A 25,805-nucleotide genomic window follows, 5' to 3' on the forward strand; every position below is an offset into this window, starting at 1 on the left:
GATAAACTGAATATATAGAAATTTAAAAGGAGGAGAATAATGAAAAGAGGGAGAATTTTAACAAGTTTAATTCTTGCCATTGCCATGCTAATCACCATGATTCCAATGAATCCTGCATATGTATTAGCTGCACAAGCGGATCATATTGTTATAAGCGAAGTTTATGGCGGTGGAGGAAACAGCGGCGCGACCTTAAAAAATGACTTCATCGAGCTATACAACCCAACATCAACTGACATAGACATATCGGGTTGGCAAATCCAATATGCATCAGCTACAGGAACATTTGGGAGCAACAATTTAGTACTTGTAAATGCCGTAATAAAAGCAGGTGGGTATTTTCTAATTCAAGCAGCTAAAGGAACAGGTGGGACAATAGATTTACCAACTCCAGATGAAACCTGTGCTATAGGCATGTCAGGTTCAAACTTAAAACTTAGACTTCTAGATAACAACAACAATGTAGTAGATTTTGTTGGAGTTGGCTCAGCAGACGAATCTGAAGGATTACCAACTTCTGCGATAAGCAACAGTACGAGTGCTCAAAGAAAAGACAATGATGGAAGTTCTAACGGGACAACTAATGGCTGGGATACAAATAACAACATTGAAGACTTTTATATAGCAGATCCTACACCAAGGAATTCATTATATACAGGGGATAATGGAAGTGAAGAACCTATTGAACCCGAACCTCCAGAACCCCCAGAAATAAATGTAATTTCAATCTCTGAGGCTAAAACCAAGGCTGCAAATGAAATAGTTACAGTAAAGGGAATTGCCACTTATTCGACTCAAAAAAGGACAGTTTTTATGCAAGATGAAACCGGTGGAGTTGCGATTGACAGTGGAGGGAATAGTTCTCTTAATCTACCAAATTTAGTTGGTAAAGAAGTTCAGATCACTGGTAAAATAAGCTCATACGGCGGCATGGTACAAATAGTACCTCAACTAGTAACTGACATAGTTATAGTAAACGAAGCAGCTACAATGCCACAACCCCTTGAGCTAACAATTCCTGAAATTTTTTCCTCAAACAGGGCACATGAAGGTAAGCTGGTCAAAATTTCGCGAGCAAAGCTTACAGCAATAGGGGGAACAGATACAACCAAAGTAGTTAATAATAAAATCGAACAAAATAGCACAGAAATTACTCTAAGATCACATGGGATAACTGACAAAGTAGTTGGCGACTACGTAGATATAATAGGGGTCATAGGATATTACAATTCACCTCAAATTCAGGCAAATGGAACTGATGTAGTAAAATCACAACCCCCATCAGTAGTTGAGGTAACTGCAGATCCAGCGAATGGATCATCTATTAAACTTGGAACTACTATAACTCTCTCTACTTTAACTGAAGATGCTCACATAGTTTATTCGTTAAATGGCGGAGAAGAAGTAATAGTCGAATCAAATACAGCTGAAGTTGTGATAAATGAATTTGACGAAGAACATAAGGCAACTATTGTAGTTAGAGCAGTAAAAGGAGAAGAAGAGAGCTACACAAACACTTTTGTATATAATCAAGCAAAGACTAGAGCGGTTACGGCAAGTCCTCTAGGAGCTGTTTCCGATGGAGATACAATAACATTATCAGCATCTGAAAATGCTGTAATTAAATATATTATAGCATACAACGTTAATACAGAAGAGGAGAGTATAAGTGAAGAATTCACTTACACTGAACCAATAGTTGTTAACGAAGAAGATTTACCGATGGAAATAACAGCATATGCTATAGAGGAAGGTTATCTTAATAGTGATCCAGTAGTTTTTAGCTACTATCTTGAGTCAAATGCACCATACAGAAATTACTATGGTCAACTTCATTCACATACAGCAGAAAACTCAGATGGTTCAGGAACTTTAGTAGAAGCATATGCATATGCTAAAAATGTGGCAAAATTAGATTTCTTTGCTGTAACTGATCACTCTAATTCATTTGACACAGCATCATCAAAAGATGTATATCCAACTTACAACTTAGTGGATTATAATTCAAATAATGTAAAATGGCAAAATGGATTGAGGGCAGCAGAAGAAGCAAGAGATGAAAATTTTATAAGCATATATGGGTATGAAATGACTTGGTCTGGTGGGCCTGGGCATATGAATACTTTTAATACTACTGGATTTGTAAGTAGAAATAACACAGAATTAAACAATAAATCTAATAATTTAGGACTTAGACAATACTATCAACTATTAAAGGACACTCCAAATTCGATATCTCAATTTAACCATCCGGGGCCAACATTTGGGAATTTTGCTGATTTTGGATATTTAGATCCAGTAATAGATCAAAGAATAAGCTTGATTGAAGTTGGAAACGGTGAAGGAGCTGTTGGCAGTGGCGGTTACTTTAGATCATACGATCAATATATCAAGGCTTTAGATAAAGGATGGCATCTTGCTCCTACAAACAACCAAGACAATCATAAAGGTAAATGGGGAGATGCAAATACTGCTCGAACTGTAATATACACAAACGACCTTTCACTAGATGGGCTTTATGCAGCATTAAGAGAAATGAGAGTTTGGGCTACTGAAGATAACAATCTAGATGTTGTTTACACTTTAAATGATCACTTATTAGGGACGATTTTAGAAGAAGTCCCAGAAAGTGCAAACATCAAGGTTTCGGTTAATGATCCAGATGCAAATGATAAAATTCAAACACTTTCAATATTATCAAACGGCGGGAAAGCTGTAGTAAATGAAACAATAGGAGCTAACTCCATTGAATTTGAGACAACTATAGAAGATCCAACTCCAGGATACTACTTTGTACAAATTGTACAAGAAGATGGAGATATAGCTGTAACAGCGCCTATTTGGCTAGGATCAGCACCTAAATTAGGTATAGATAGTCTTGAATATGATCAGATGATGCCTGTTACTGATGAGAGCTTAAAAATAACAACAAAATTATTTAACAACGAAATAACACAAGCCACTCTAAAATCATTGCAGTATCAACTCAAAAATGGCTCAGTAATATATAATGAAAATCTAAATCTGCCTATATCTGCAAGTGGAGGCATGCTAACTCATGAGATTTCTCATACATTTACAACACCTGGGAAATACACTATCCTCGTTACTGCAGTGATAGAATCAAATGGGGAAGAAATGACATTTACTAAAGATTTAGAAATTAATGTAAGAGACAGAGATAGATTGATATATGTAGGGATAGATGCATCACATCATAATGAATATGTAGCAGGAAACTATAAAGCGAGCATGGGAAATTTTGCTGCATTAGCTGCAAATTATGATATCAGAGTGGTAGAATTAAATACTTCTGAAGAACTGATAGAAGCATTAAATAATCCTAAGTATGAGATGTTTGTATTTACAGTTCCTAGCAGAAGAAATGGATCTATAGGGAGAATTCCATGGAAGAGTTACTCTGAAGAAGAAATTCAAGCAATTGAAAGCTTTGCTAAAGAAGGAAAAACTATAATAGTAACTGGTTGGGGAGACTACTATGAAAACTACACTAATTTAAAAGATGACACTAATTTTAAACCAGATCAACACATGGCTGCTCAACAAAATAAGATATTACAAGCTATAGGAGCTAAGCTTAGAATAACAGATGATGAGGCTAAAGACAATGTATTAAATGGAGGACAATCACAAAGACTTTATCTAACAGACCATAATAATTACGTAAATCCATTTACTCAAGGAGTAGATTCATCTCAAGTATTTAGCCAATATGGAGGTTCAACTATATATGCAGTAGATGAAAACGGTGAACCTGCAGCTGTATTACCAAACAGCATACTGCCAATCATAAGTGGACACGAATCAACTTTTTCATCAGATGATGACAAAGATGGGAATCCACTTCCTCCTAAATATAACAACAGACATCTTTTAATGGCCAGTGAAAATATAACTTATGAAAATGGCAAGACAGCAACAGTAATTGCAGCAGGTGGAGCATTTATGTCAAACTTTGAAGTTCAAGTCGAAGTCGACAATGCTGGAACTCTACCTTATAGCAATTACAATATAGTAGAGAATATATTAATCTCATTAAAAGATGTAAATAAAATATCAGAGGTTCATTCATTGCCAATAGGGACACAGGTTATGGTAGAAGGCATCGTTACTACAGATGTATACAATGGCACAGATGAGAACAAAGGATTCTTTGATTGTATCTACATCCAAGATGAAACAGGAGGCATAAATGTATTTCCAGTATCTTCTGGTGTAGAAGTGGGGCAAAAGGTAAGAGTACTTGGAACAATTGAAGAATATCAGGGAGAAAAAGAGATTACAGTACAGAAATTAACTGTAATAGACAGCGCTATAAATCCTGTAGAACCTTTGACAGTTTCACCTCAAGAGGCAATAGCAAGTGAAAATATTGGTAAACTAGTTAAATTTACAGGAACAGTAGAAGAAATAAAAACTGACGCAAATGGTGTAGTCGGACAATTGATAGTTGATGATGTAATAGTCTATATAAATGGATATATAACTAAAAATGTATCACTATCTCATATCAAGGTAGGAGATAGAGTAGAAGTAACTGGTATATCTTCTGTTGGTGAAAATATGTCATCAGAAACTGAATATTTACCTAGAATAAGAATAAGAGATAGAAGTGAGATAGTAGTACTGGGTAGTTCTGAACCTTCAGTTCCGATAATACCAGATACTCCTACTAGCAATGAAATAGTTCCTGACATTAATATCTCTGGTGATGACTTATCAGCTAAATTTAGTTTATCTAACTTAAATAATGCATTAGAATATGCAAAAGAAAATAAAGATGAGCAAAATGGCAAGGTAATAGTAGAGATGAATATTGATGGCTATCCACAGGCTAATAATTTCAGCATAAATCTTTCTAGCCAATCATTGCAAACATTAATAGAAGAGACTGATGCTCTATATATAAATACAAATAAAGTCAATCTAGAATTTAATAAAGCTGCCCTTTCTGAATTAAATGAAGCTCTATCAGCTGATGAAGATTTAGATATAAATATCACTATAAAACCAAATGAATTAAGTGAAACTCAAGGCGACTTTATTTATGAATTTACGATTAAATCTGGGGATAAAGTTATTGATAACTTCAACCTAGGATCAGTGAAAGTAACTATTCCTTATGTGGCTAACGAAAACCAACTTGCACAGGTGGTATATCAAGTGCTAGAAAATGGGGATTTAAAAGTAGTACCATTTAGCCTTTATTCTGAGGATGGAGGAATGAGATTTATAACAAATCATTTCTCAGAATATGTCATAGGGGAAAATCAATTAGACTTTGATGATGTAAGATCAGATTCATGGTACTATGACGCAATTAAATTTACATCAGCAAGAGAAATATTCAAAGGCGTAGACGATAACACATTCAATCCAGAGGGATCAATGACAAGAGCTATGTTTGTAACTGCACTAGCAAGATTAGATGGCGAAAACTTACAAGAGTATTCCAATACTAAATTTACAGATGTCATAAATAACTCTTGGTATGAAAAATCAGTTACTTGGGCTGTAGAGAAAGGCATAGTGAATGGGTATTCAGAAATTAAATTTGGACCAGACGATGAAATAACTAGAGAACAAATGGCAGTTATCTTTGACAGGTATCTAAATTACAAGGGAATCGACATAGAAAAAGAACAAACAACAGAGTTTTCTGATATAAATCAAGTAAGCTCATGGGCAATAGATTCTGTTAAGAAAATTCACGAATATGGATTAATTCAAGGCATAGGTGAAAACAAATTCGATCCTCAAAGTACTGCAAACAGAGCTAGCGTTTCCACAATATTTATGAATTTGATTCAAAAAGTATTATAGTAAGCATGAAAAAACTCAGTGAACAATTTGTTCACTGAGTTTTTTTAAAATGGATAGATTGTTTCAATTAATTGAGATGGCTTTACAAGATTTCCACTCAAATCTCTTATATATATAGGGCTGTCGATAACTCTTATCGAATATTTGGATTGTATTGGTTTTGATTTTAAGGTAATTACTAAAGTTGATTTGTCTGTAGACTTAATAGATGTAGTGTAATCATCTGTACTCAATACTTTATTGTCGCTTAACCTTATTATTTGTAAATCCCTTCTGTATAAACTAGCACCTTCTTCTTCTAATGGTTCACTGAATGTGATTTCTAGATTATTTCCTACAATCATCACTTGGGTACTCTTCAAAATAGGGCTTACTTCATCCACTACATTAAATAGCCCTGGGTCTACATTTGTGCCAATTGATGTCTTTATCTTATTGGTATTTGGAATCACCGTTGTATTAGGCTGAATGTATGTTGTACTATCAGAAAGAACAATCTGTACTATATTTGTTCCGTCAACGATAACTCTTGAAATCGTATGACCTGCTACTACAAAATCTGTTACATCGGCTTTTACTATAGGCATATTGAACTTTACTTTAATGAGATTAGGTTCTGTCAATACAGCTTGTTTGCCTGTTATATTTGGATAGTAGTCAACAACTTTTCCATTTCCAGTTGCACTTCCTTCAAATTTTAAACTCAATATCAGAGGATCAGTGAAATTGCCAGATGTATCTTTTAAACCTCTTACTTCAAGATTTGTCAAGTTATCAGCAGCACCTATCATTACTTTTTTGCCATACATATAGTCTGGAAGGACGATAGTTAAAGTTTTCAAGTCTGGGCTTAAATTAATTTGAGTACCTTGTATTAGATAAACTTCAGTCCCGCCAATTTTTGCGATGTAGTTATACAAATAACTGGTTGTTTTTTCGTCCATTGGCTTTGAAAACTCCATGATAATTGTATTTCCGTAGCCTGAATAATTTAATAGTCTTGGACTTTCAAAATCTTTTACATTGAGTGTAGTGGTATATGGCTCTATCTTCGTTCCATTTACATCTTTAATTTCTGATACCGTAAGTTTTACTGCGCCTTTTGGCAAGGTACTGTAAAAGTTTATCGTGTATTCTCTGCCACTTCCAACTACATCTTTTATCAACACCATACTGCCATTAGCATCTACTACGCTATAACTACTTGGTACATTTCCAAGTACTGATTTATTGTATATGACTTTTATGAATTTACCTGTATCTCCTACCATGACAGACACCACTTCAGGTTTTCTTGTATCTACAGTTGGAGTTACTTTTATCAATACTTGAGATATTTTGTTGTCAGAATAATCGCCTATTCCTTCGATAAAAATGCTAGTTTCTTTATTTGGAATAGGGGTTGTGTTAAAGGTTGCGATTACTTTTTTCCCATCCACAGTAATTGAATCTGGATATTTTCTGTATACCCCATCCTGTTTCCAGTAGATGCTTTCTTTAGTAACTGTTATTGGATTTATGAGCTCATTGAATTCAACTGTCAATTGATCCACCGAAGCCGTAGATTTAACTATTTCAGGAACAGATGTGTCCTTTACAACAGTAAATGATCTTGTATCAATGTTTATTTTATTTCCTGCAAAATCTTCTAAACCTTGTGTCAGTATAGTATATGTTCCAGGGGCTAATGTAGTTGATGTAGAGTATCTTAACTCTATTGATTTATATGATAGCACAGGATTTGACAAAGATGTGGTAGCATTTATGTTGAAGTTACTCATTGAAGGAACTGTTTTTATAGGCTCTGAGAAATTTATTCTTATGCCAGTAGTTCCTAAAATATCAATACCAGTCACTCTAGGAGGAGTTGTGTCATTTGCAGTGAAAGTTTTATTGCTAAACTCTACAACTTCATTTGTGGTAGATCTGATATTTTTAGCTGTTAGAGTATATTCTTTGCCATTTTCCATCGTGCCGTTTAATACAAGTACAATTGTTTTATCTCCATTTTCATAGTAAACTCTGTTTATAGCACCTGCATTTGTCTCATAGTTATATACAAAACTTGAAAGATTTGTATCTACAGGTTTATTTAGATTTATCTTTATTTCTTTTAAATTGTCAGCAAAGACACTTGACAGGTCAAATTTTATATTTGTGATCGAGAAAGTCTTTATTTCTGTAGATTTTGTTCCACTAAAAATAATATAACTGTATTCTCCTAAGCTTAAATCATTTTTTGTAAAGTCAAAAGAACCATCATCATTTAAAGGGATATTTAAAGTCTGTATTCCATTGTTTGATTTTAAGTATAGCTTCAATTCACTGACATATTTTACAGAACCCTTTAAGTTTAAAGAGTCATTTACCACTTTTGCATCATAGCTAATATCAAGTGGAATTAAATTCAACACTGCCATGAGGGAAATAGTACTTCCCTTCACAGGCAGTGCTAGTGCATTGTATATCATAGCAGAAGCTTCTCCACGAGTTAGTGTCTGAGATGCAGCGAAATTTAACCCCTTCATAATCCCGAGATTTTGGGCTAGAGTTGGCACATTAGACCAATTTTTTGCCTCATCAGTATAACCCAAAGCTCTTAGGAGAACTGTTTGAAACTGTTGAACTGTAACAGTTTGACCATATCCAAATTGAGTCGTTGTCATACCTACTATGAGGCCTTCGTTTTTTGCCCACAGTATATAGGGGATGTAGTAAGCTTGGTTAGAACCCAAGTCTTTAAATACATTTACTCCTTTATAGTTTTTCGCCTCATCTTCTTTGCCATAAAGCCTTGATATGAGTACTACCATTTGCTCTCGGGTAAGTTTATTATCGAGATTTAGATTGCCTTCTTCGTCACCAAGAAGCACTCCTAATTTATTTAGAAATTCCCCTTGTTCTGTGTAAGGATTGTCTGCAGATACTATTGATCCTGTACTCATCAGTAGTATCAATGCCAGCACAAAAGACATAATGCGCTTCATAAAATCACTCCCTTTAGTTTTATACTGTAATTATACACCAAAACACAGTATTTTAATATTACATTTAAGTTAAGTACAATATATCAAAATTTGACAAACAATTCAAAAAACATTGGTTGAATATTAACAATTTTGTTGATATAATAACTATAAACAAATATATGGAAAAATATGAGGAGGTATGAAAATGAAAAGAGCTATGTCGATAGTATTGTCGCTGCTTATGGTCTTAACATTAGTGCCAAACTTTTCTTATGCGGCTGAATTCTCAGATATGCCAGATGACTGGTCTAAACCAGCACTTGAGAAAGCTGTAGAGAATGGATTATTGGTAGGAGATAACGGAAAGATTAGGCCAAAGGACAATTTAAAGAGAGCTGAAATGGCAACGGTTGTAAACAGAGCATTTGGGGCATATATAAAAGCACCTATATCTAAATTTGCTGATGTTTCAGTAACATCATGGTACTATGATGAAATGGCAAAAGCAGTTCAGATGCAAACTTTTAAAGGTGATGGGGAAAGACTAAATCCAGAGAATTTCATAACAAGAGAAGAAGCTTTCATAGTATTAGCAAGAGCATTGAAATTAGAGCCAAGTGCAACCCAACCAGAAGGATATAAAGATTTAAATGATATATCTTCATGGGCAAAAGGTGAACTCTATGCGATGATAAATGCAGGCTATGTCAATGGCTCAAATGGCTATATAAACCCTAAAGGGCTTATAACAAGAGCTGAATTTGCACAAGTGATGGACAACATAATCAAGACATATGTAAAGGCTAGCAGTGCAAATTTGACATTTACAGGCAATGTCATGGTCAATACATCAGGATTAGTATTAAAGGATAGCACAGTAGAAGGGGACCTTATAATCGGTGAAGGTGTAGCTAACGGAACAGTCACTCTTGACAATGTAGCGATAGAAGGAAGACTTATAGTAAGAGGCGGCGGAGTTAATTCAATAATCATTAAAGGAAACTCTACAGTTGGGCAAGTGATAGTTTCAAGACTTGATGGAGCTGTAAGAGTAGCAGTTGAATCAGGAGCTAAAGTAGAAGTACTTTACTTAGCAGATGGTAAAGATGAAGTCATATTAGAAGGCACACTAGATAAAGTCGTGGTTGACAAAAATGTAGAATTACAACTTAACAATGCTCAAATTAAAGAACTCAACATAAATGCAGAAAATGCATTAGTAAAAGTAGATAAAACATCAAAAGTTGATTTGTTAAACATAAGCAAAGAGGCTGAAAACGCTAAAGTTGAAGTTATGGGAACTGTAACCAAACTAGTAACAGAAGCTCCTAAAACTGCTATTTTAGGAGATGGTACAGTTACAGAGATAACAGTAAAACCTACTGCTGACAATACTGTCATATCAACAGAAGGAGGAAAAGTAGTAGTAGAAGAAGGAGCAGAAAATGTAACAGTTCCTGAAACACCTCCAATTGGTGGCGGTGGAGTTTATATACCACCAGCTTTGACATTAAATAGTGGAAGTGTAAAATTAAATGAAAGTGTAGAGGGAATTACAATAACTGGCAACAACATAACTGTAGAGGTAGATCCTAATACGCCAATTACAAAAATAGAAGCCACATTTTCAAATGCTGTAGAAATCAAAGATTTAACGCTAATAAAAGGTGAAGAAGAAACAGAGATAGTAAAAGACAAAATAGCTCAAAATACCGAATATAAAGAAAAATATGAAAAATACAAACCAGACTACGGAACAACATTGACAGTGGTACCACCAAGCATTACATTTAATAATGAAATTTTAGACGATTATAAAAACAACGATGGTGAAATAAAGGTAGAGATAACATTAGTGGATAATTATGGGCAAACATTGACATACAATATTACCCTTAAAGCAACAGATCAGCAGGATGTTTAATAAAAGTCGTAAGTTATAAATCACAACATAAAATGCAAAGCATTGCTTTGCATTTTATGTTGATTAATACATATTTTTTGATACAATATACATATATGATTTAAGGGGGACATACATTTGGAAGAAATTAGCTTAAAGGAAGTTCTCTTTATCTTAAAAAAGAGAATTAAACTGATCTTATCATTATTTTTAATAGCAGTATTGTTGAGTAGTATAATAAGCATATTTGTTTTAGACAAGGAATATCAAGCAAATACTACACTTATGGTCGGCAGGCCTAAAGATTATGCTTCAGATGCAAATATTCAATACAATGAACTATTGCTAAACCAAAAACTTGTCTCAACGTATGGCGAACTTATAAAAACGAGAGCAGTTGCAGAAGAAGTTATAGACAATCTCAATTTAGATATAAGCTATGAGCAATATAAAGGAAAAGTAAATGTAAGTCTTGTAAAAGACACAGAATTAATTCAAATAATAGTAAAAGACAATGACCCTTCAGTTGCAAGGATAATCGCTGATGAAACAGCAAATGTTTTTATGGATAAGGTACAGGAGATCATGAAAGTAGACAATGTCCATGTAATTGATAAAGCAGAGATTCCTACACAACCAGTTAGCCCAAATGTCATTTTAAATATTGCAATCGCAGCTGTTTTAGGGCTTATGATCGGTGTATTTTTATCGTTTTTACTTGAATTTTTAGACAACACAATTAAGACACCTGAAGATGTAGAAAAGTACTTAAATTTACCTGTATTAGGGTCAATTCCAAAAGTGGAGGATTAGTTATGGAAAGAAGAAAGGAAAGCAAGATATTTATTTTGGAAAACCCAAAATCTGTTATATCTGAAGCTTATAGGACTTTAAGAACAAACATTCAGTTTTCGAGTGTAGACAAGGAACTCAAGACAATTGTAGTAACATCATCTAAATCTAAAGAAGGGAAATCATCAATAGCATCAAACTTAGCCTATTCATTTGCAGAATCAGGCAAAAATGTACTTTTAATAGATTGCGATCTAAGAAAACCCATGATACACAGAAATTTTAATATGTCTAATCTCAAAGGGCTTACAAATATTTTAATAGGAGAAAAAAGCTTTTCTGAAGTTGTGAGCATACATGAACAGAGAAAAGAACTTCACATATTACCTAGTGGACCATTGCCACCTAATCCTGCTGAATTATTAGGTTCAAAAAGGATGAAAGATTTTATTGAGACAGTTAGAAACGATTATGATATAGTGATATTTGACACACCTCCTATTGGATTAGTTACAGACAGCGCCATAATTTCGACTATTGTCGACGGGACTATTATAGTAATAAATGTTGGAGAAACAGAGATTGAATTAGCACAACATTCAGTGGATCTACTCAAAAAAGTGAATGCTAATATTATCGGTGTGGTATTAAACAAGATACCTGTTAAGAATAATAAATATTATGGATACTCATATCTCCAATATGAAGATTATTATAATGAATCCGAATCTGATGACAAGAAGGCAAAAAGAAAATGATAGATTTACATTCACATTTGCTTTATGGGGTAGATGATGGCTCTAAAGATAGCGAAATGTCTTTAAAAATGGCAAGACAATATGTAGAAAATGGTTTTGCTGATGTGGTTTGTTCTCCTCATTATCTTGGAGAAGGCAAGAGTAAAGCAGTAGATGAAATAAAAGCTTCATTTAAATCACTTGAGCTTTTATTAGAGGAAAATGGAATAGAACTAAATCTACATTTGGGAAATGAAGTATATATTTCGCTTGATTTAATAACAGATTTAGAAAAGGGAAAATATCTAACGATAAGTGATAGTAAATATATATTAATAGAGTTTCCAGCTAATGACATTCCCCTTTATACTGACGACATCTTTTATGAACTGCAGATAAAGGGGTATATTCCAATAATTGCTCATCCAGAAAGAAATGCTAAGATAATTCATGACCCAAGTATTCTTTATAAATTTCTAAACAAAGGTGTACTTGCACAATTGAACTTGCATAGCTTAACAGGATTGTACGGCGATAGGACGTATAAAACAGCAAAAAAATTATTAGAGCATAATTTAATTCAGTTTGTAGGCACAGATAGTCATTCTGACAGAGTAAGATCTCCAAAGGTCTCAGATGCATTGAAAAAACTTGAAAATGTCATAAGCAAAGATGATTTTGTTAAGCTCACTGAGATAAATCCTAAAAGAGTTCTGGAGAATGAATCAGTTGAGCCAGAAAATATTATAGACTTTAATAAAAAATCAATTTTTAATTTTAAAGCATCATTTCGAAACATATAGAAATGGTGCTTTTTCTTTGAATTTTTTAATAAGATTTTATTAATCATGTGTATTTTTTACAATTCATGGGTATATAAAAGACGCAGTAAAAAACGCAATAAAAAATAAAGGGGGATTTTTATGATTACCAGGAATAAAAAGTTTCTAAGTATTGTTCTTTCTTTTGCAATGGTTTTAGGCTTTCTAATTGTACCGACAAATGTTACTCAAGCTGCTAGTAACGAGAGCTTGACTATTGTTCATGTAAACGATATGCACGCAAGGGTAGCAGAAAATGAAGGGAATAGTGAACTAGGATTTGCAAAACTTGCAAGCGTTGTCAATGGATTGAGAGCTACTGATCCAAATGTATTGTTTTTAAATGCTGGAGATACTTTCCACGGAACCATTGACGTTAATTTAACTCAAGGTGAAGAAATAGTAAAGATCATGAATAAAATGGGATTTGATGCAATGACTCCCGGAAATCACGATTTCAACTATGGATACAATAGATTATTAGAGTTAAAGGAAATGGCTGAATTTCCGATTTTAGGAGCAAATATTATAAAGGAATCAGACAAAACATCAGACTTTGAGCCATATATCATTAAAGACATGGAAAATGGGATGAAAGTAGGTATCTTTGGACTTACTACAGATGAAACAAAATATAAATCACACCCATCTAATACAATAGGAATAGAATTCGCTGATGCTGTAACTACAGCAGATAAATATGTCAAAGAATTAAAAGATAAAGGTGCAGATGTTATAATTGGATTAGTCCACTTAGGCATAGATGAATCAAGTGTCAATACTGCAAAGAAATTAGCAGAAAATGTAGAAGGGATTGATTTAATCGTCGATGGACATAGTCATCATATGCTTGAAGAAGGTATGATCGTAAATGACACTTTGATAGTTCAAGCAGGGTCATATACTCAAGATGTTGGCCTTGTAAAATTAGAATTTGAAGACGGTAAATTAGTTAAGAAAACAGCTGAGGTCATGACATATGAAGATTTAAAAGCTACAGAACCCAATGCAGAAATTGCAAAGATGGTTGAAGAATTAGTTGCTAAGAATGAACCTTTAAAAAATACAGTCATAGGTAAGACTGAAGTAAAACTTGAAGGAACTAGAGAACTTGTTAGAGCTGGTGAAACCAATCTAGGTAATTTAATAACCGATGCTATGAGAAAATCTACTGGTGCAGATTTCGCACTTACAAATGGTGGAGGAATTAGAGCATCAATCGATGAAGGCGAAATAACATTAGGTGAAATACTCACTGCGTTCCCATTTACCAATACTCTTGCAGTCATAGAAGTTACTGGTGAAGAAGTATTACAAGCATTAGAGCATGGTGTTGACGCATATCCTGAACCAGCAGGTCATTTTCCACATGTAAGTGGGTTAACCTACACTTTTGATCCATCAAAACCAGTTGGGCAAAGGATAGTCTCTGTTACAATAAATGGGGAACCAATTGATAAGACTGAAACATACACTATGGTTACAAATGACTTTTTAGCTGCTGGTGGAGACGGATACACTATGTTTACTAACAAACCATTTGTTGGTGAGGGTGGTTTATTATCAGACGTACTAGCTGAATATATTTCTCTAACTGAGATGATAGGACCAAGAGTTGAAGGAAGGATTAAAGCAGTAAAAGCACCTACAGAGCCTACTACTCCTACTGAACCAACTGAACCAGCAGGAGATATTAAACACATTGTAGAAAAAGGAGAAGTTCTTTATAGAATTGGGTTGAAATACAAAGTTCCATGGCAAGAATTAGCTCAATACAATAAATTAAAGAATCCTAACTTGATTTATCCTGGACAAATCATATTAATTCCAACTAAATAGTTGATCTTAGGCAGCCCGTTGGGGCTGCCTAATAGGTGTATAACAGAGGAGGCCAATATGGTAAAGCATTTTGATGATTTTGAAGTAGAGGTAGTACAAAATTTAAAAGATGGCAAAGGTTATGTGACAATAATTAGATTATTAGAAGAAGAAGACTTTTTAGGAAAGGGTAAATTATTTGGAAAAGCTATTATCAAACCGGGAAATTCAATAGGTTATCATCAACACAAGAAAGACCAAGAAACATATTACATATTAAATGGTCATGCAATGTATAATGATAACGGAAAAGAAGTGTTTTTAGAGTCTGGAGATTTTACTATTTGTAGACCCGGTGAATTTCATTCTATAGAAGCAATTGGTGATGAGGACTTAGAATTTTTGATGCTCATATTAAATGAATAAAACAAACTCCCAATATTGGCAATCTGCCTTATTGGGAGTTTATTGTTATTTTGTCATAGCTGCAGTACCTGCTAGGATTTCGCCTGATCTATGGCAAGCGACAAAATGTTCAGGTCTTACTTCTTTGAACTCAGGAGTTACCTTTCTGCACTCGTCTACAGTATAGAAACACCTATCTGCAAATCTGCATCCTGGAGGTGGGTCAATAGGAGAAGGTACATCTCCTTCAAGTATTATTCTCTTTCTAGACCTTTGAATTTCTGGGTCAGGGATTGGGATTGCAGAGAGCAGTGCTTGTGTATATGGATGAATTGGGTGGTCATATAATTCTTCAGATTTAGAAAGTTCCATCATCATACCTAAATACATTACACCAACTCTATCGGAGATATATCTTACCATGGATAAATCATGAGCGATGAAAAGGTAAGTCAATCCCATTTGATTTTGCAAATTTTTAAGTAGATTTACTACTTGAGCTTGAATTGATACATCTAGTGCCGATATTGGTTCGTCACAGACGATAAACTTAGGGTTTAAAGCTAAAGATCTAGCGACACCTATTCTCTGCCTTTGTCCTCCGGAAAATTCGTGAGGAAATCTTAAAGCATGCTCTTCATTTAAACCTACTAATTGCAAAAGTTCATACACTCTTTCTCTTCTCTGCTTTTCTGATTTATAAATACCATGAATTTCAAGAGGTTCAGCAATTATCTCTTCAACAGTCATACGAGGGTTAAGAGATGCATAGGGGTCTTGAAATATCATTTGAAAGTTTCTTCTAACGGGTTTCATATTGTGCCTTGAAATTTTGTAAATGTCTTGACCTTCGAAGAACAACTCCCCACCAGTAGGCTCATAAAGCCTTATTATAGTTCTACCAGCAGTTGTCTTTCCGCAGCCTGATTCACCAACCAAGCCAAGAGTTTCTCCTTTGTATATGTCAAAGCTTATCCCGTCTACTGCTTTTAAAGTTCCACCACTTACATTAAAGTATTTTTTTATGTTTCTTGCTGATAAAATAGGCTCTGCCATTATCTTACACTCCCTTCACGTCGTACATCTTTAGCCAATGGGTGATTTAGCCAGCATCTGCTGTAGTGTTCTTTAGAGTGGTACTCTGGATCTGGCATATAGTCTTTACATACTTTCATAGCATGATCACATCTATCAAAGAATGCACACCCTTTAGGCGGAATGTACAAATCAGGTGGAGTACCTTCTATATAATTAAGACTCTCATCACGTTTCATATTTAACCTAGGGACACTTGCTAATAATTTTATAGTGTATGGGTGCATTGGATTTTTAAATATGTCATTGACAGTTCCTTGTTCCACAATTTGTCCTGCATACATAACAATTACTTTGTCGCTCATGTCTGCAACTACACCTAAATCGTGGGTTATTAAAATTATTGACATATTTAATTTATCTTGGAGTTCTTTCATCAAGTCTAATATTTGTGCTTGAACAGTAACATCTAAAGCCGTAGTTGGCTCATCTGCTATCAATAGCTCTGGATTTGAAACCATAGCAAGCGCAATCATTACTCTCTGTCTCATACCACCTGAAAATTCGTGAGGATACTGATTAACTCTTTTTTCAGGCTGTGGCACAGAGACTAACTTAAGCATTTCAATAGCTTTTTTATTAGCTTCTTTTTTAGATAAATGTTGGTGCTTCATCAGTCCTTCGACAATTTGCCTGCCAATTTTCATAGTTGGGTTTAAGGAAGTCATAGGATCTTGAAAGACCATTGAAATTTTACTTCCTCTTATATGTTGCATTTCCCTTTCAGTTTTCTTTACTATATCTTCACCTTTAAACAGGATTTGTCCGCCTTTATAGAATGCTGGTGGCATAGGTAAGAGTTGCATGATTGAACTTGCTGTTACACTTTTACCACAACCGGATTCTCCAACAATTGCTACGGTTTCTTTTTTGCCTACAGTGAAACTTATATCTCTAACAGCCTCGACTTCACCAAAGAAGGTTTTAAAGGAGACTTGTAAGTTTTTAACATCTAGTATATTTTCCATTTTTCCCCCTCCTATTTCCTCAGCCTTGGATCTAATGCATCTCTAAGACCATCTCCCAATACATTAAAGGAGAACATGATTAGAGATATCAAAAGTGCAGGGAATATAATTTGATAAGTAAGTCCTACTGCCATTCCTGCTAAGCCGTCATTTGCCAAGCTTCCAAGACTTGATTTAGGAGCTTGTAAACCTAAACCTAAAAATCCTAAAGTTGCCTCTGCAAATATTGCTCTTGGGATAGTAAGAGTTACATTTACTAGTATTGGTCCGAGAGTGTTTGGAATTATGTGTTTTCTTAGTATCCAACCCTGATCAGCTCCAAGTGACTCAGAAGCAAGAGAATACTCAGCTTCTTTCAACTGCAATACTTGACCTCTTACGAGTATTGCCATGGGGACCCAGTCTGTGATAGTCATAGCTAGTATAATTACAAACAATGAAGTACCAGAGCCTTGACTTGAAAATACTACAGACATCAAAATAACAACTAACAAGTAAGGAATACTGTATATTACTTCTGCAATACGCATCATGATCGAGTCAACTCTTCTACTTGAAACACCGGCAATACCACCATATAATATACCAACTGTAAAATCTATTGCAGCAGCTAATATTCCTATTAGAAGAGAATATCTTGCTCCATACCATGTCCTAGTAAATAGGTCTCTACCTAATTCGTCTGTTCCAAACCAGAAATCTGAATTTGGTTTTACATTTATATTTGAGTAATCTTGTTCATAATAAGTGTATCCGCTTATCATTGGCCCTGCAATCGCCATTACTGTTATTAGTATTATCAAAACTAAACCGACCATAGCTAGTTTATTTTGTTTTAATCTTCTCCAGACATCTGGCCAGTATTTTATACTGGGGCGTCTTATTTTTTCAGCATTTCTCTGCTCTTCTGAAGCTCTTTCAAACATCTCTTTTGTGAGTTCTGTCATCTAATGTCCCTCCTCAGTAAGTCTAATTCTTGGGTCAACAAGCATATATGTTATGTCTACTAACAAAAGCATTAATACAAGTATAAGTGCATAAAACACAGTAGTTCCCATTATAAGTGTGTAATCTCTGTTTCCAATGGATTTAACAAAGAACATACCTAAACCAGGGATACCAAATATTTTTTCAATAACAAAACTTCCTACTAATAAGTTAGAAATAGTTATTCCTAAAACAGAAACAACAGGAAGTATTGCATTTCTTACAGCGTGTTTCATGATTACAGCAAACTTTGTAAGCCCCTTAGACTTTGCGGTTTTAATATAATCTTGGTTTAAAACTTCAAGCATACTAGAACGCATAAGTCTTGCCATTGTAGCAAGTGGCATAAGCCCAAGTGCAAATGAAGGGAGTATGGTGTGTTTAAATTCTCCCCATCCTCCAATCGGCAAGAAACTTACATTTTTGGCCACGAATTGTATTAAAAATGTTCCCATTACAAAACTAGGCACAGATATACCTATTATTGCTACAATCATCGATATGTAGTCTGGCATTTTATTTTGATACAAGGCGGCCATAGCACCAAGTGCAGGTCCAAATATCAAAGCAAATACTAATGCTTGAGCCCCTAATCTAGCAGAAACAGGAAAGCCTCTTTCTATCATGTCATTGACTGTTTCAACACGAGATTTCATACTTTCTCCAAAATCTCCTCTTACTAGATTTCCTAAATAAATTAAGTACTGTTGATATAATGGCTTATCTAGTCCATATTTTTTCTGAAGATTTTCATATACAACTGGAGGCATCTTCCCTTCTTTTGCAAAAGGATTACCAGGTATAGCATGCATCAGAAAGAAAGTTATTGTTACGATAGCCCATAGCGTTATGATAGACATAACAAATCTTTTGAGCAAGTATTTTTTCATGATTTAGCTCCTTTCATATATTTTAATAAGAGAAAATCAGAGAGCATTGCTCCTGATTTTCTCTTAAAAAATATAATATTTCTGACTGGTTATTTATTTATATCTGCATATGTTATTGTAGGATATTGGATAGGAATCTTATATACTCCTGTAACATATGGTTTCACAGCGTATGGTTGAGTGTAGAAATAAACAGGAACAATTGGAACATCTTCCATCAATATAGCTTCTGCTTCTCTCATTGCATCAAATCTTATCTTTTGATCAGCTGTGCTTTTTGCAATGTCGATAAGTCTGTCATATTCTGGATTGCTGTAGCCAGCATCGTTGAATGGTCCATCAGTATAGAACAAATCTAGCATAGTCATTGGATCACTGTAGTCGCCAATCCAACCTGCTCTAGAGATATCATAATCTCCAGCTTTTTCTCTGTCTAGTTTTACTTGGAACTCAACATTTTCCAAACCGATTTCAATACCTAAATTCGTTCTCCACATTTCTTGAGCAGCTTGAGCGATTTTTTTGTGAGCTTCTGAAGTGTTGTAGAGTAGAACAAAGCCTTGTGCGTTGAAATCTTCAACAGTCATACCTTCTTCAGCTAGACCTTCAGCTAGCAGTGTCTTTGCTTTCTCAAGATCATAACCTATGAAGTCACCAGTAGTTGCTCTATAATCTTCACCATTTTCATCAAGTAATCCAGGAGGTACAATACCAGTTGCTGGGATTTGTCCACCTTGAGCTATCTTGTCGACGATAGTTTGTCTGTCGAGAGCATACACCAATGCTTGTCTTACTTTTTTGTTGTTGAAAGGTTTCTTTTCATTATTCAAGTTGAAATAATAAGTTCCAACATCTGCTCCAATTTGAAGTTCTGGATTATTTTCTGCCTTAAGTTGAGCTACTACTGCTTGAGGAAGAGTTACTAAGATATCATATTCTCCGCCTTCATATTTTTGCCATGCAGTATTTTCATCTTCTATTATATCAAAGTCAATTCCGTCTAATTTTATATTGTCTTTGTCGTAGTAATTTTCGTTTTTAGCCAATTTAATCTTTGCATTGTGTTCCCAAGATTCTAGTGTAAAAGGTCCATTTGAAACGTAAGTTGATGGATCTTTTGCCCAGTCTGGGTTAGCTTCTGCTACTGCTTTATTTACTGGATAATATGTGTAGAATGCACATAAGTCTAAGAAATAAGCAGTTGGAGACTCGAGAGTTACCTCTAGGGTCTTGTCATCAAGAGCTTTAACAGCTACATCATCTACTGTACCTTCTCCAGAGTTATATGCTTCAGCTCCTTTGATGTAGTACAACTGATATGCATAGTCCGCTGCTAATTCAGGATCAAGAGCTCTCTTCCATGCAAATTCGAAATCTTGTGCAGTTACTGGATCTCCATTTGACCATTTAATGTCATCTTTTAGAGTGAATGTATAAGTCAAATCATCCTCTGACAAAGTGTATTCTTTTGCCATACCTGGAACAATCTGTCCTGTAGAATCATGTTTCATGAGTCCTTCAAATAAGTTATTTAGTATCCATGATTCATGGGTACCTTGTGCAAGTGCTGGATCTAATGAACCAGGTTCACTTGAGTTGTTAGTGCGAAGTATTTTTTCACCTGTTTGCTCTTCGCCTGTAGTTGGTTCTTCAGGTTCTGGTGTAGTTGGTTCTTCACCAGAGCTACAAGCTGATACGAACACTGAAACAACTAGAAGCAAACTTAGCAAAATCAATAGTTTTTTGCTCTTCATATGTTTTCCCCCTTTTATAAAATTGATCTACGACAAATTAAGTTTAACATTATTTTAATATTTTGACAAGAGGCAATGTATGGCCATATTTTGCCAATTTCTTATCAATCAAAAAATTAAGATAATTTAAAAAAAATAATAGATTTATCTTGAGTCGCTTTCAAAACCTTGATATCACTATAATATGCTAAATCAACTTATTTTAATGAAGATATTATACAACCTCAATTCAATAAAAGAAATATTCAGCATTATCTAATAATATTTCACAAATTGTATTTATTTTGCTATAATATACAAAACGTTTAGGTGGTGATGAAAATGCAAGATATAAAAGCTATGGCAAGCGAATTAAAAAAGAGTCAAAGAGAACTCGAAATGTCGAGTCTTGAAGAAAGAAATGAAGCATTGCTCAAAGTTGCTGATAGTCTATTAAGAAATAGAGAAGAAATCTTAGAAATGAACAAAATCGATATAGCTAATGCTAGATTAAAAGGGATGAAAGAGGGGTTAGTTGATAGACTGTATTTAAACGATGAGAGATTAGTTGATATAGTCGACAATATTCATTCGATAGTAAAACTTGATGATCCGATATGGAACTCTAGCAAAGTTTGGACTAGACCTAATGGCATGACAATTGCTAAAATGACTGTTCCTATTGGAGTGATTGGGATAATTTATGAATCTAGACCAAATGTTACAGTTGATGCATTTAGTTTGGCAATAAAATCAGGGAATACTATTCTTTTGAAAGGGAGTTCTTCTTCCATAAACACTAATACTGCAATTGTAAAAGCTATAAAGAGTGGGCTTAGGGACTCAAGCATAACAGAAAATGTTGTTTTCTTCATAGAAGATGAAAGAAGAGAAGTGGCTGATGAAATGATGAATTTAACTGGCACTTTGGACCTTTTAATCCCACGAGGAGGTAAAGAGCTTATAAACTATGTAGTTGAGCATTCAAAAGTACCTACTTTAAAGACAGGAGAAGGTAATTGCCATATTTTTGTAGATGAAACAGCAGATTTTAAAATGGCTATTGACATCATAAAAAATGCAAAGCTACAGAGGGTTGGAGTATGCAATGCGTGTGAAACAGTGCTTATTCATGAAAATATTAGAACTGATTTTTTACCACTATTATACGAAGAAATTGGGGACAAAGTTGAATTAAGAGGTTGCGAGAGAGTAAGAGAAATCATTCCAGCTAAAGTTGCAAAAGAAAGTGACTGGTATGAAGAGTATTTGGATTATATACTTGCTGTAAAAGTGGTTGATAATTTATATGATGCGATAGATCACATAAATAAATATGGAACTAAACATTCAGAGTCAATTATCACCAATAATTTGAACAATGCATTAGTTTTCCAAAAAAGAGTTGATTCTTCCTGTGTATATGTCAACGCATCTACACGTTTCTCAGATGGCACTGAATTTGGTTTTGGAACTGAGATGGGGATAAGCACACAGAAACTTCATGCAAGAGGCCCAGTTGGACTAGAACAATTAGTGACATATAAATATGTAATCATGGGTAATGGTCAGATTAGAAAGTAGGTGTAGAATGGATAGAAATATGTTAAAATCTGCAAAAAAAATAGTGATTAAGATAGGATCAAGCACATTGACTGATGAGGAAGGTAATATTGATAAGGAATTCATTAAGGAACTTTCTGACGAAATAAGAAAGATCGTTGATCAAGGCAAGAAAGTGGTAATAGTTTCTTCTGGAGCGAGGATTGCAGGGGTTTCTACCATAGGTAAATGGTCTAGAAAAGAAGATATTCATTATAAACAAGCGTTGTGTGCTATCGGTCAAGTTGAACTCATGGATTCATATAGGAGGATATTTTGGGAGAAACAATTACATGTGGCTCAAATCCTCTTGACTAAAGATGATTTTGGATCGAAATCAAGGACTCTGAACATTAGAAATACATTGTTTACATTGATTGATGAGGGTGTCATACCTATAATCAATGAAAATGACACTGTAAGTGTTGATGAAATTAAAATCGGGGACAATGATATGCTTGCAGCTTATTCAAGTGTATTGTGGGGAGCTGATTTGTTGATTCTATTGAGTGACATAGAAGGGATTTATGATAAGAACCCAAAAGATCATGAGGACGCAGAAATCATTTATGAGATAAATGATGTAGAAGGTATTAAAAAAGAGATAGATATAGGACAAAAAAGCTCTTTTGGCACGGGGGGAGTGAGTACGAAACTTAAAGCTGCTGAGCATGTAAATAAATTTGGGATACCTCTAGCTGTTGTAAAGGGCAAGGAAAAAGGAATAATCTCTAAATTATTAGAAGGGGAAAAAGTAGGGACTTTGATTTACGAAGAAATTAATTAACTCTTGACATCGAACACATGTTCTGATATATTCATCTCATAATCTATCGTGAGAGTGAATGTTAAGGAGGAAGTGTGATGCGAAATGATGAGGGACTATACAATGACAAGCTTGTAGCTTTGATACCTTGTTATGATGACAAATTAGGAAATGCTACAAAGCTTATTTATGAAGAAAAAGAAATTTTGGTGGGAAAGACCGTAAAAACTGTGATAAAAAATCTATGTATGCATTATCAATTTGATCTAAAAGCATCTAACAACTATTACAGTGAAATTTTAACAAGCAAATCAGCCATTCCTATTCCAATATCAACAGCTCTTATATATGTTCAATTAAAGGTAAGAGAACCTATTGGCAAAGACGATGGGGCTATGGGATATTTTAAATTAAATTATGTGGATAAAATATATTCAACTAATGGAGATACATATATTCGGTTAAAAAATAAGACCGAGTTTAAACTATTATGTAGTTTAAATACTGCTATAAAGCAACTAAAAAATGGAGAATTAGTCGAGAAACTACATAAAGAAGTAGAGAAAGACAAAATTAAGGAGGCACTAGTTTACTATCAAAATGAGGATTCTCCTGCTATGAAGTCTGACATAGCAAGGCTATTTATGAAGATAGATGATATCTTAGAAAGAATAAAGTAGATATTAAAAAAGTAGAGTGAGAATAATACAAACTCTACTTTTTATTTTTTTGCAAACTTATATTAAGCTTATCTCACCTAGGAATAAGTAAAGAGCGCTCTTTTGAATGGAGCAAATGATGGAGGAAATAAAAAGACTTTATGAGGAGTCGATAAAAGGTGATGATAAATCAAAATACGAATTGGTGGAGAGATTTTATCCGTTGATTATCTCTTCTATTAAAAAATACTACAACAATTATTCTGAATTTGAAGATTTAGTAGAAGATGGGAAACTCATAGTGCTTGAATGTATCAAAGATTTTGATGTAAGTAAAAATGTTCATTTTAGTGGATTTGTGAAGACAAGACTTAGATTTTTCTATTTGAATAAACTGAATTCTAAAAAAGACATTATTTCATTAAACCAAAAAAACGAGGAGGATACTGAAATGATAGACTTACTGGAGAGCGAAGTAAATTTAGAGGAAGAGGTTATAAATAAAGACTTTTCTAAGCGCATACAAGATTTATTTATAAATCTATCTTTAAAGGAAAGAGAGGTAATAATAGAGTTTTACTACTTGGGACTAACCGTAGAAGAGATAAGTAAATTGCACAATATTAGTTATAGAACTGTGCTAGAGCTAAAGCGAAGAGCACACAAAAAATTAAGAGAACAAATGGAGAGATATGATGATTGAGAAGATGCTAATTAAAAATAATTTTTCAACTAGAAATTCAGTAAAAATAAAGTATATCGTAATACACGATACAGGAAATACAAAAAAGAGTGCCAATGCGATAAATCATTTTAAATACTTCGATAAACCAAATGTGAATGCCTCAAGTCACTATGTGATCGATGAAAATCATATAATTCAATTAGTAGAAGATAAAGATGTAAGTTATCATTGTGGAGATGGCAAGGGAAGGTTTGGAATAACTAATTCCAATTCAATAGGCATTGAGCTATGTGTAAATGAAGGGAATAACTGGGAAATTACAAAAGAAAAAGCGATTTTCCTTGTGAGGTTATTGCTTGATAAATATGACTTAGATAAGAAGAATGTAGTTAGACATTTTGATGCATCTTTAAAAATATGTCCAAATAAAATGAGTGCGTTTGGGTGGAGAGAATGGACTTACTTTTACGATTCAATATAAATTAATCACCATTTACTAAGGCCATTCCCTTATTTATAAGACTGTCTTTTTTTGCTGATTTCACAGTTTCATAATAATTTACAATTTCATCCTTTAGAGAGAGATCTAGAGAATTGTTCTTTAGTTCTTTCTCTAATTCTTTTACAAGTGAATAAAATTTTGCATCGGATTCTTTTTCTATTTTGTAACCCTTATCTAAATAAAATCTCGCAAGTTGAAATTTAGTGTAATTGCCTGAATTATAGTCTGTAAGAGCATCGTTAATTAAATTATCAAGGAGTGAGTTGAATTCATTTTCTAGTGCTTTAAATTTTGGATCATAAACATTGATGATTTGATCGAGAGATCTTTTATTTACTGTAGTATTTGTTTGAGGATTGTCAACTTGGTTATTGTTTTTCTTATTGATAACATTGATGTTTCCCTTGTCTATAGCTATATCACTTGGATCTGTGTCTTGGACTAAATCTAAATTTTCATCCTTTATGTATTTATCAAATGGATTTTCCAAAGCTTCTCCATTTTGATTTTCGGATTTGGGCACACTACTGGTAACTACTGAGCTTAAAAATTTAATCTCATTTCTAAAGTATAATAAAGGCAATAATAAAACTATTAGGATAATGATTAATATGTACTTTTTTTTCATT

The 25,805-nt window shown here is 34.0% G+C and carries 19 protein-coding genes; 12 read left to right on the plus strand and 7 right to left on the minus strand.

The window, feature by feature from the left end; translation table 11 throughout:
• Window positions 1-39: 39 nt before the first annotated feature.
• Window positions 40-5,844, plus strand: coding sequence for an S-layer homology domain-containing protein (locus E4100_RS02420; RefSeq protein WP_135270441.1), 5,805 nt, complete (start codon window positions 40-42; stop codon window positions 5,842-5,844).
• 44 nt (window positions 5,845-5,888) lie between these two features.
• Here the strand turns inward: E4100_RS02420 and E4100_RS02425 are convergent, their stop codons facing one another.
• Window positions 5,889-8,831, minus strand: a complete 2,943-nt coding sequence (locus tag E4100_RS02425; RefSeq protein WP_135270442.1) for an Ig-like domain-containing domain — start codon at window positions 8,829-8,831, stop codon at window positions 5,889-5,891.
• A 187-nt stretch (window positions 8,832-9,018) separates the two neighbouring features.
• Here E4100_RS02425 and E4100_RS02430 point away from each other — a divergent pair, with 187 nt between their 5' ends.
• The 6 genes from E4100_RS02430 to E4100_RS02455 all read left to right on the plus strand — a co-directional run bounded on the left by E4100_RS02430 (window position 9,019) and on the right by E4100_RS02455 (window position 15,310).
• A complete protein-coding gene (locus E4100_RS02430) occupies window positions 9,019-10,737 on the plus strand; it encodes an S-layer homology domain-containing protein (protein ID WP_167792051.1) in 1,719 nt (572 codons plus the stop codon).
• Window positions 10,738-10,854: 117 nt separating this feature from the next.
• On the plus strand, window positions 10,855-11,529 hold the full coding sequence (locus E4100_RS02435; RefSeq protein WP_209315226.1) for a YveK family protein: 675 nt from the start codon (window positions 10,855-10,857) through the stop codon (window positions 11,527-11,529).
• Between the two features lie 2 nt (window positions 11,530-11,531).
• Window positions 11,532-12,266 carry a CpsD/CapB family tyrosine-protein kinase gene (locus E4100_RS02440; protein WP_135270445.1) on the plus strand — a complete coding sequence of 245 codons (735 nt, stop codon included), beginning with the start codon at window positions 11,532-11,534 and terminating at the stop codon, window positions 12,264-12,266.
• Entirely contained in the window at window positions 12,263-13,048 is a 786-nt protein-coding gene (locus E4100_RS02445; protein ID WP_135270446.1) for a tyrosine-protein phosphatase, read from the plus strand. Before E4100_RS02440 ends, E4100_RS02445 begins: the two co-directional genes overlap by 4 nt.
• Window positions 13,049-13,168: 120 nt before the next feature.
• Window positions 13,169-14,905, plus strand: a complete 1,737-nt coding sequence (locus E4100_RS02450; RefSeq protein ID WP_135270447.1) for a 5'-nucleotidase C-terminal domain-containing protein — start codon at window positions 13,169-13,171, stop codon at window positions 14,903-14,905.
• Window positions 14,906-14,962: 57 nt separating this feature from the next.
• Window positions 14,963-15,310, plus strand: a complete 348-nt coding sequence (locus E4100_RS02455; protein WP_135270448.1) for a cupin domain-containing protein — start codon at window positions 14,963-14,965, stop codon at window positions 15,308-15,310.
• 45 nt (window positions 15,311-15,355) lie between these two features.
• On the opposite strand, the gene E4100_RS02460 is transcribed toward E4100_RS02455, so the two are convergent.
• The 5 genes from E4100_RS02460 to E4100_RS02480 all read right to left on the minus strand — a co-directional run bounded on the left by E4100_RS02460 (window position 15,356) and on the right by E4100_RS02480 (window position 20,983).
• The gene (locus E4100_RS02460) at window positions 15,356-16,345 is read right to left on the minus strand and encodes an ABC transporter ATP-binding protein (protein WP_135270449.1); all 990 of its coding nucleotides are present in this window, start codon (window positions 16,343-16,345) and stop codon (window positions 15,356-15,358) included.
• Window positions 16,345-17,352 (minus strand): ABC transporter ATP-binding protein, encoded by a 1,008-nt coding sequence (locus E4100_RS02465; RefSeq protein ID WP_135270450.1) that lies wholly within the window; start codon window positions 17,350-17,352, stop codon window positions 16,345-16,347. The genes E4100_RS02460 and E4100_RS02465 overlap by 1 nt, the downstream gene beginning before the upstream one ends.
• Before the next feature lie 11 nt (window positions 17,353-17,363).
• On the minus strand, window positions 17,364-18,299 hold the full coding sequence (locus tag E4100_RS02470; RefSeq protein WP_135270451.1) for an ABC transporter permease: 936 nt from the start codon (window positions 18,297-18,299) through the stop codon (window positions 17,364-17,366).
• Entirely contained in the window at window positions 18,300-19,229 is a 930-nt protein-coding gene (locus E4100_RS02475) for an ABC transporter permease (protein WP_135270452.1), read from the minus strand.
• An 89-nt stretch (window positions 19,230-19,318) separates the two neighbouring features.
• Window positions 19,319-20,983, minus strand: a complete 1,665-nt coding sequence (locus tag E4100_RS02480; protein WP_135270453.1) for a peptide ABC transporter substrate-binding protein — start codon at window positions 20,981-20,983, stop codon at window positions 19,319-19,321.
• Window positions 20,984-21,304: 321 nt separating this feature from the next.
• On the opposite strand from E4100_RS02480, the gene E4100_RS02485 reads away from it, so the two are divergent.
• The 5 genes from E4100_RS02485 (at window position 21,305) to E4100_RS02505 (ending at window position 25,155) form a co-directional block, all read left to right on the plus strand.
• Window positions 21,305-22,546 carry a glutamate-5-semialdehyde dehydrogenase gene (locus tag E4100_RS02485; protein WP_135270454.1) on the plus strand — a complete coding sequence of 414 codons (1,242 nt, stop codon included), beginning with the start codon at window positions 21,305-21,307 and terminating at the stop codon, window positions 22,544-22,546.
• Between the two features lie 7 nt (window positions 22,547-22,553).
• Window positions 22,554-23,351 carry a glutamate 5-kinase gene (proB, locus tag E4100_RS02490; RefSeq protein WP_135270455.1) on the plus strand — a complete coding sequence of 266 codons (798 nt, stop codon included), beginning with the start codon at window positions 22,554-22,556 and terminating at the stop codon, window positions 23,349-23,351.
• A 77-nt stretch (window positions 23,352-23,428) separates the two neighbouring features.
• Window positions 23,429-24,010: a competence protein ComK gene (locus tag E4100_RS02495; RefSeq protein ID WP_135270456.1), complete on the plus strand. Its 582-nt coding sequence runs from the start codon at window positions 23,429-23,431 to the stop codon at window positions 24,008-24,010.
• Window positions 24,011-24,128: 118 nt separating this feature from the next.
• Window positions 24,129-24,692 carry a sigma-70 family RNA polymerase sigma factor gene (locus E4100_RS02500; RefSeq protein ID WP_167792052.1) on the plus strand — a complete coding sequence of 188 codons (564 nt, stop codon included), beginning with the start codon at window positions 24,129-24,131 and terminating at the stop codon, window positions 24,690-24,692.
• The gene (locus tag E4100_RS02505) at window positions 24,685-25,155 is read left to right on the plus strand and encodes a peptidoglycan recognition protein family protein (protein WP_245196344.1); all 471 of its coding nucleotides are present in this window, start codon (window positions 24,685-24,687) and stop codon (window positions 25,153-25,155) included. Before E4100_RS02500 ends, E4100_RS02505 begins: the two co-directional genes overlap by 8 nt.
• Before the next feature lies 1 nt (window position 25,156).
• Here the strand turns inward: E4100_RS02505 and E4100_RS02510 are convergent, their stop codons facing one another.
• Window positions 25,157-25,804: a hypothetical protein gene (locus tag E4100_RS02510; RefSeq protein WP_135270459.1), complete on the minus strand. Its 648-nt coding sequence runs from the start codon at window positions 25,802-25,804 to the stop codon at window positions 25,157-25,159.
• Between the last annotated feature and the right edge of the window lies 1 nt (window position 25,805).

The organism is Soehngenia longivitae (assembly GCF_004684055.1).
GTDB classification, from domain to species: Bacteria; Bacillota; Clostridia; order Tissierellales; family Tissierellaceae; genus Soehngenia; species Soehngenia longivitae.

Bases quoted from the DNA above. Each gene is read 5' to 3' on its own strand.
- E4100_RS02420 (WP_135270441.1), top strand. From the start codon at position 40: ATGAAAAGAGGGAGAATTTTAACAAGTTTAATTCTTGCCATTGCCATG.
- E4100_RS02425 (WP_135270442.1), bottom strand. From the start codon at position 8,831: ATGAAGCGCATTATGTCTTTTGTGCTGGCATTGATACTACTGATGAGT.
- E4100_RS02430 (WP_167792051.1), top strand. From the start codon at position 9,019: ATGAAAAGAGCTATGTCGATAGTATTGTCGCTGCTTATGGTCTTAACA.
- E4100_RS02440 (WP_135270445.1), top strand. From the start codon at position 11,532: ATGGAAAGAAGAAAGGAAAGCAAGATATTTATTTTGGAAAACCCAAAA.
- E4100_RS02445 (WP_135270446.1), top strand. From the start codon at position 12,263: ATGATAGATTTACATTCACATTTGCTTTATGGGGTAGATGATGGCTCT.
- E4100_RS02450 (WP_135270447.1), top strand. From the start codon at position 13,169: ATGATTACCAGGAATAAAAAGTTTCTAAGTATTGTTCTTTCTTTTGCA.
- E4100_RS02455 (WP_135270448.1), top strand. From the start codon at position 14,963: ATGGTAAAGCATTTTGATGATTTTGAAGTAGAGGTAGTACAAAATTTA.
- E4100_RS02460 (WP_135270449.1), bottom strand. From the start codon at position 16,345: ATGGCAGAGCCTATTTTATCAGCAAGAAACATAAAAAAATACTTTAAT.
- E4100_RS02465 (WP_135270450.1), bottom strand. From the start codon at position 17,352: ATGGAAAATATACTAGATGTTAAAAACTTACAAGTCTCCTTTAAAACC.
- E4100_RS02470 (WP_135270451.1), bottom strand. From the start codon at position 18,299: ATGACAGAACTCACAAAAGAGATGTTTGAAAGAGCTTCAGAAGAGCAG.
- E4100_RS02475 (WP_135270452.1), bottom strand. From the start codon at position 19,229: ATGAAAAAATACTTGCTCAAAAGATTTGTTATGTCTATCATAACGCTA.
- E4100_RS02480 (WP_135270453.1), bottom strand. From the start codon at position 20,983: ATGAAGAGCAAAAAACTATTGATTTTGCTAAGTTTGCTTCTAGTTGTT.
- E4100_RS02485 (WP_135270454.1), top strand. From the start codon at position 21,305: ATGCAAGATATAAAAGCTATGGCAAGCGAATTAAAAAAGAGTCAAAGA.
- proB (WP_135270455.1), top strand. From the start codon at position 22,554: ATGGATAGAAATATGTTAAAATCTGCAAAAAAAATAGTGATTAAGATA.
- E4100_RS02495 (WP_135270456.1), top strand. From the start codon at position 23,429: ATGCGAAATGATGAGGGACTATACAATGACAAGCTTGTAGCTTTGATA.
- E4100_RS02500 (WP_167792052.1), top strand. From the start codon at position 24,129: ATGGAGGAAATAAAAAGACTTTATGAGGAGTCGATAAAAGGTGATGAT.
- E4100_RS02505 (WP_245196344.1), top strand. From the start codon at position 24,685: ATGATTGAGAAGATGCTAATTAAAAATAATTTTTCAACTAGAAATTCA.
- E4100_RS02510 (WP_135270459.1), bottom strand. From the start codon at position 25,804: ATGAAAAAAAAGTACATATTAATCATTATCCTAATAGTTTTATTATTG.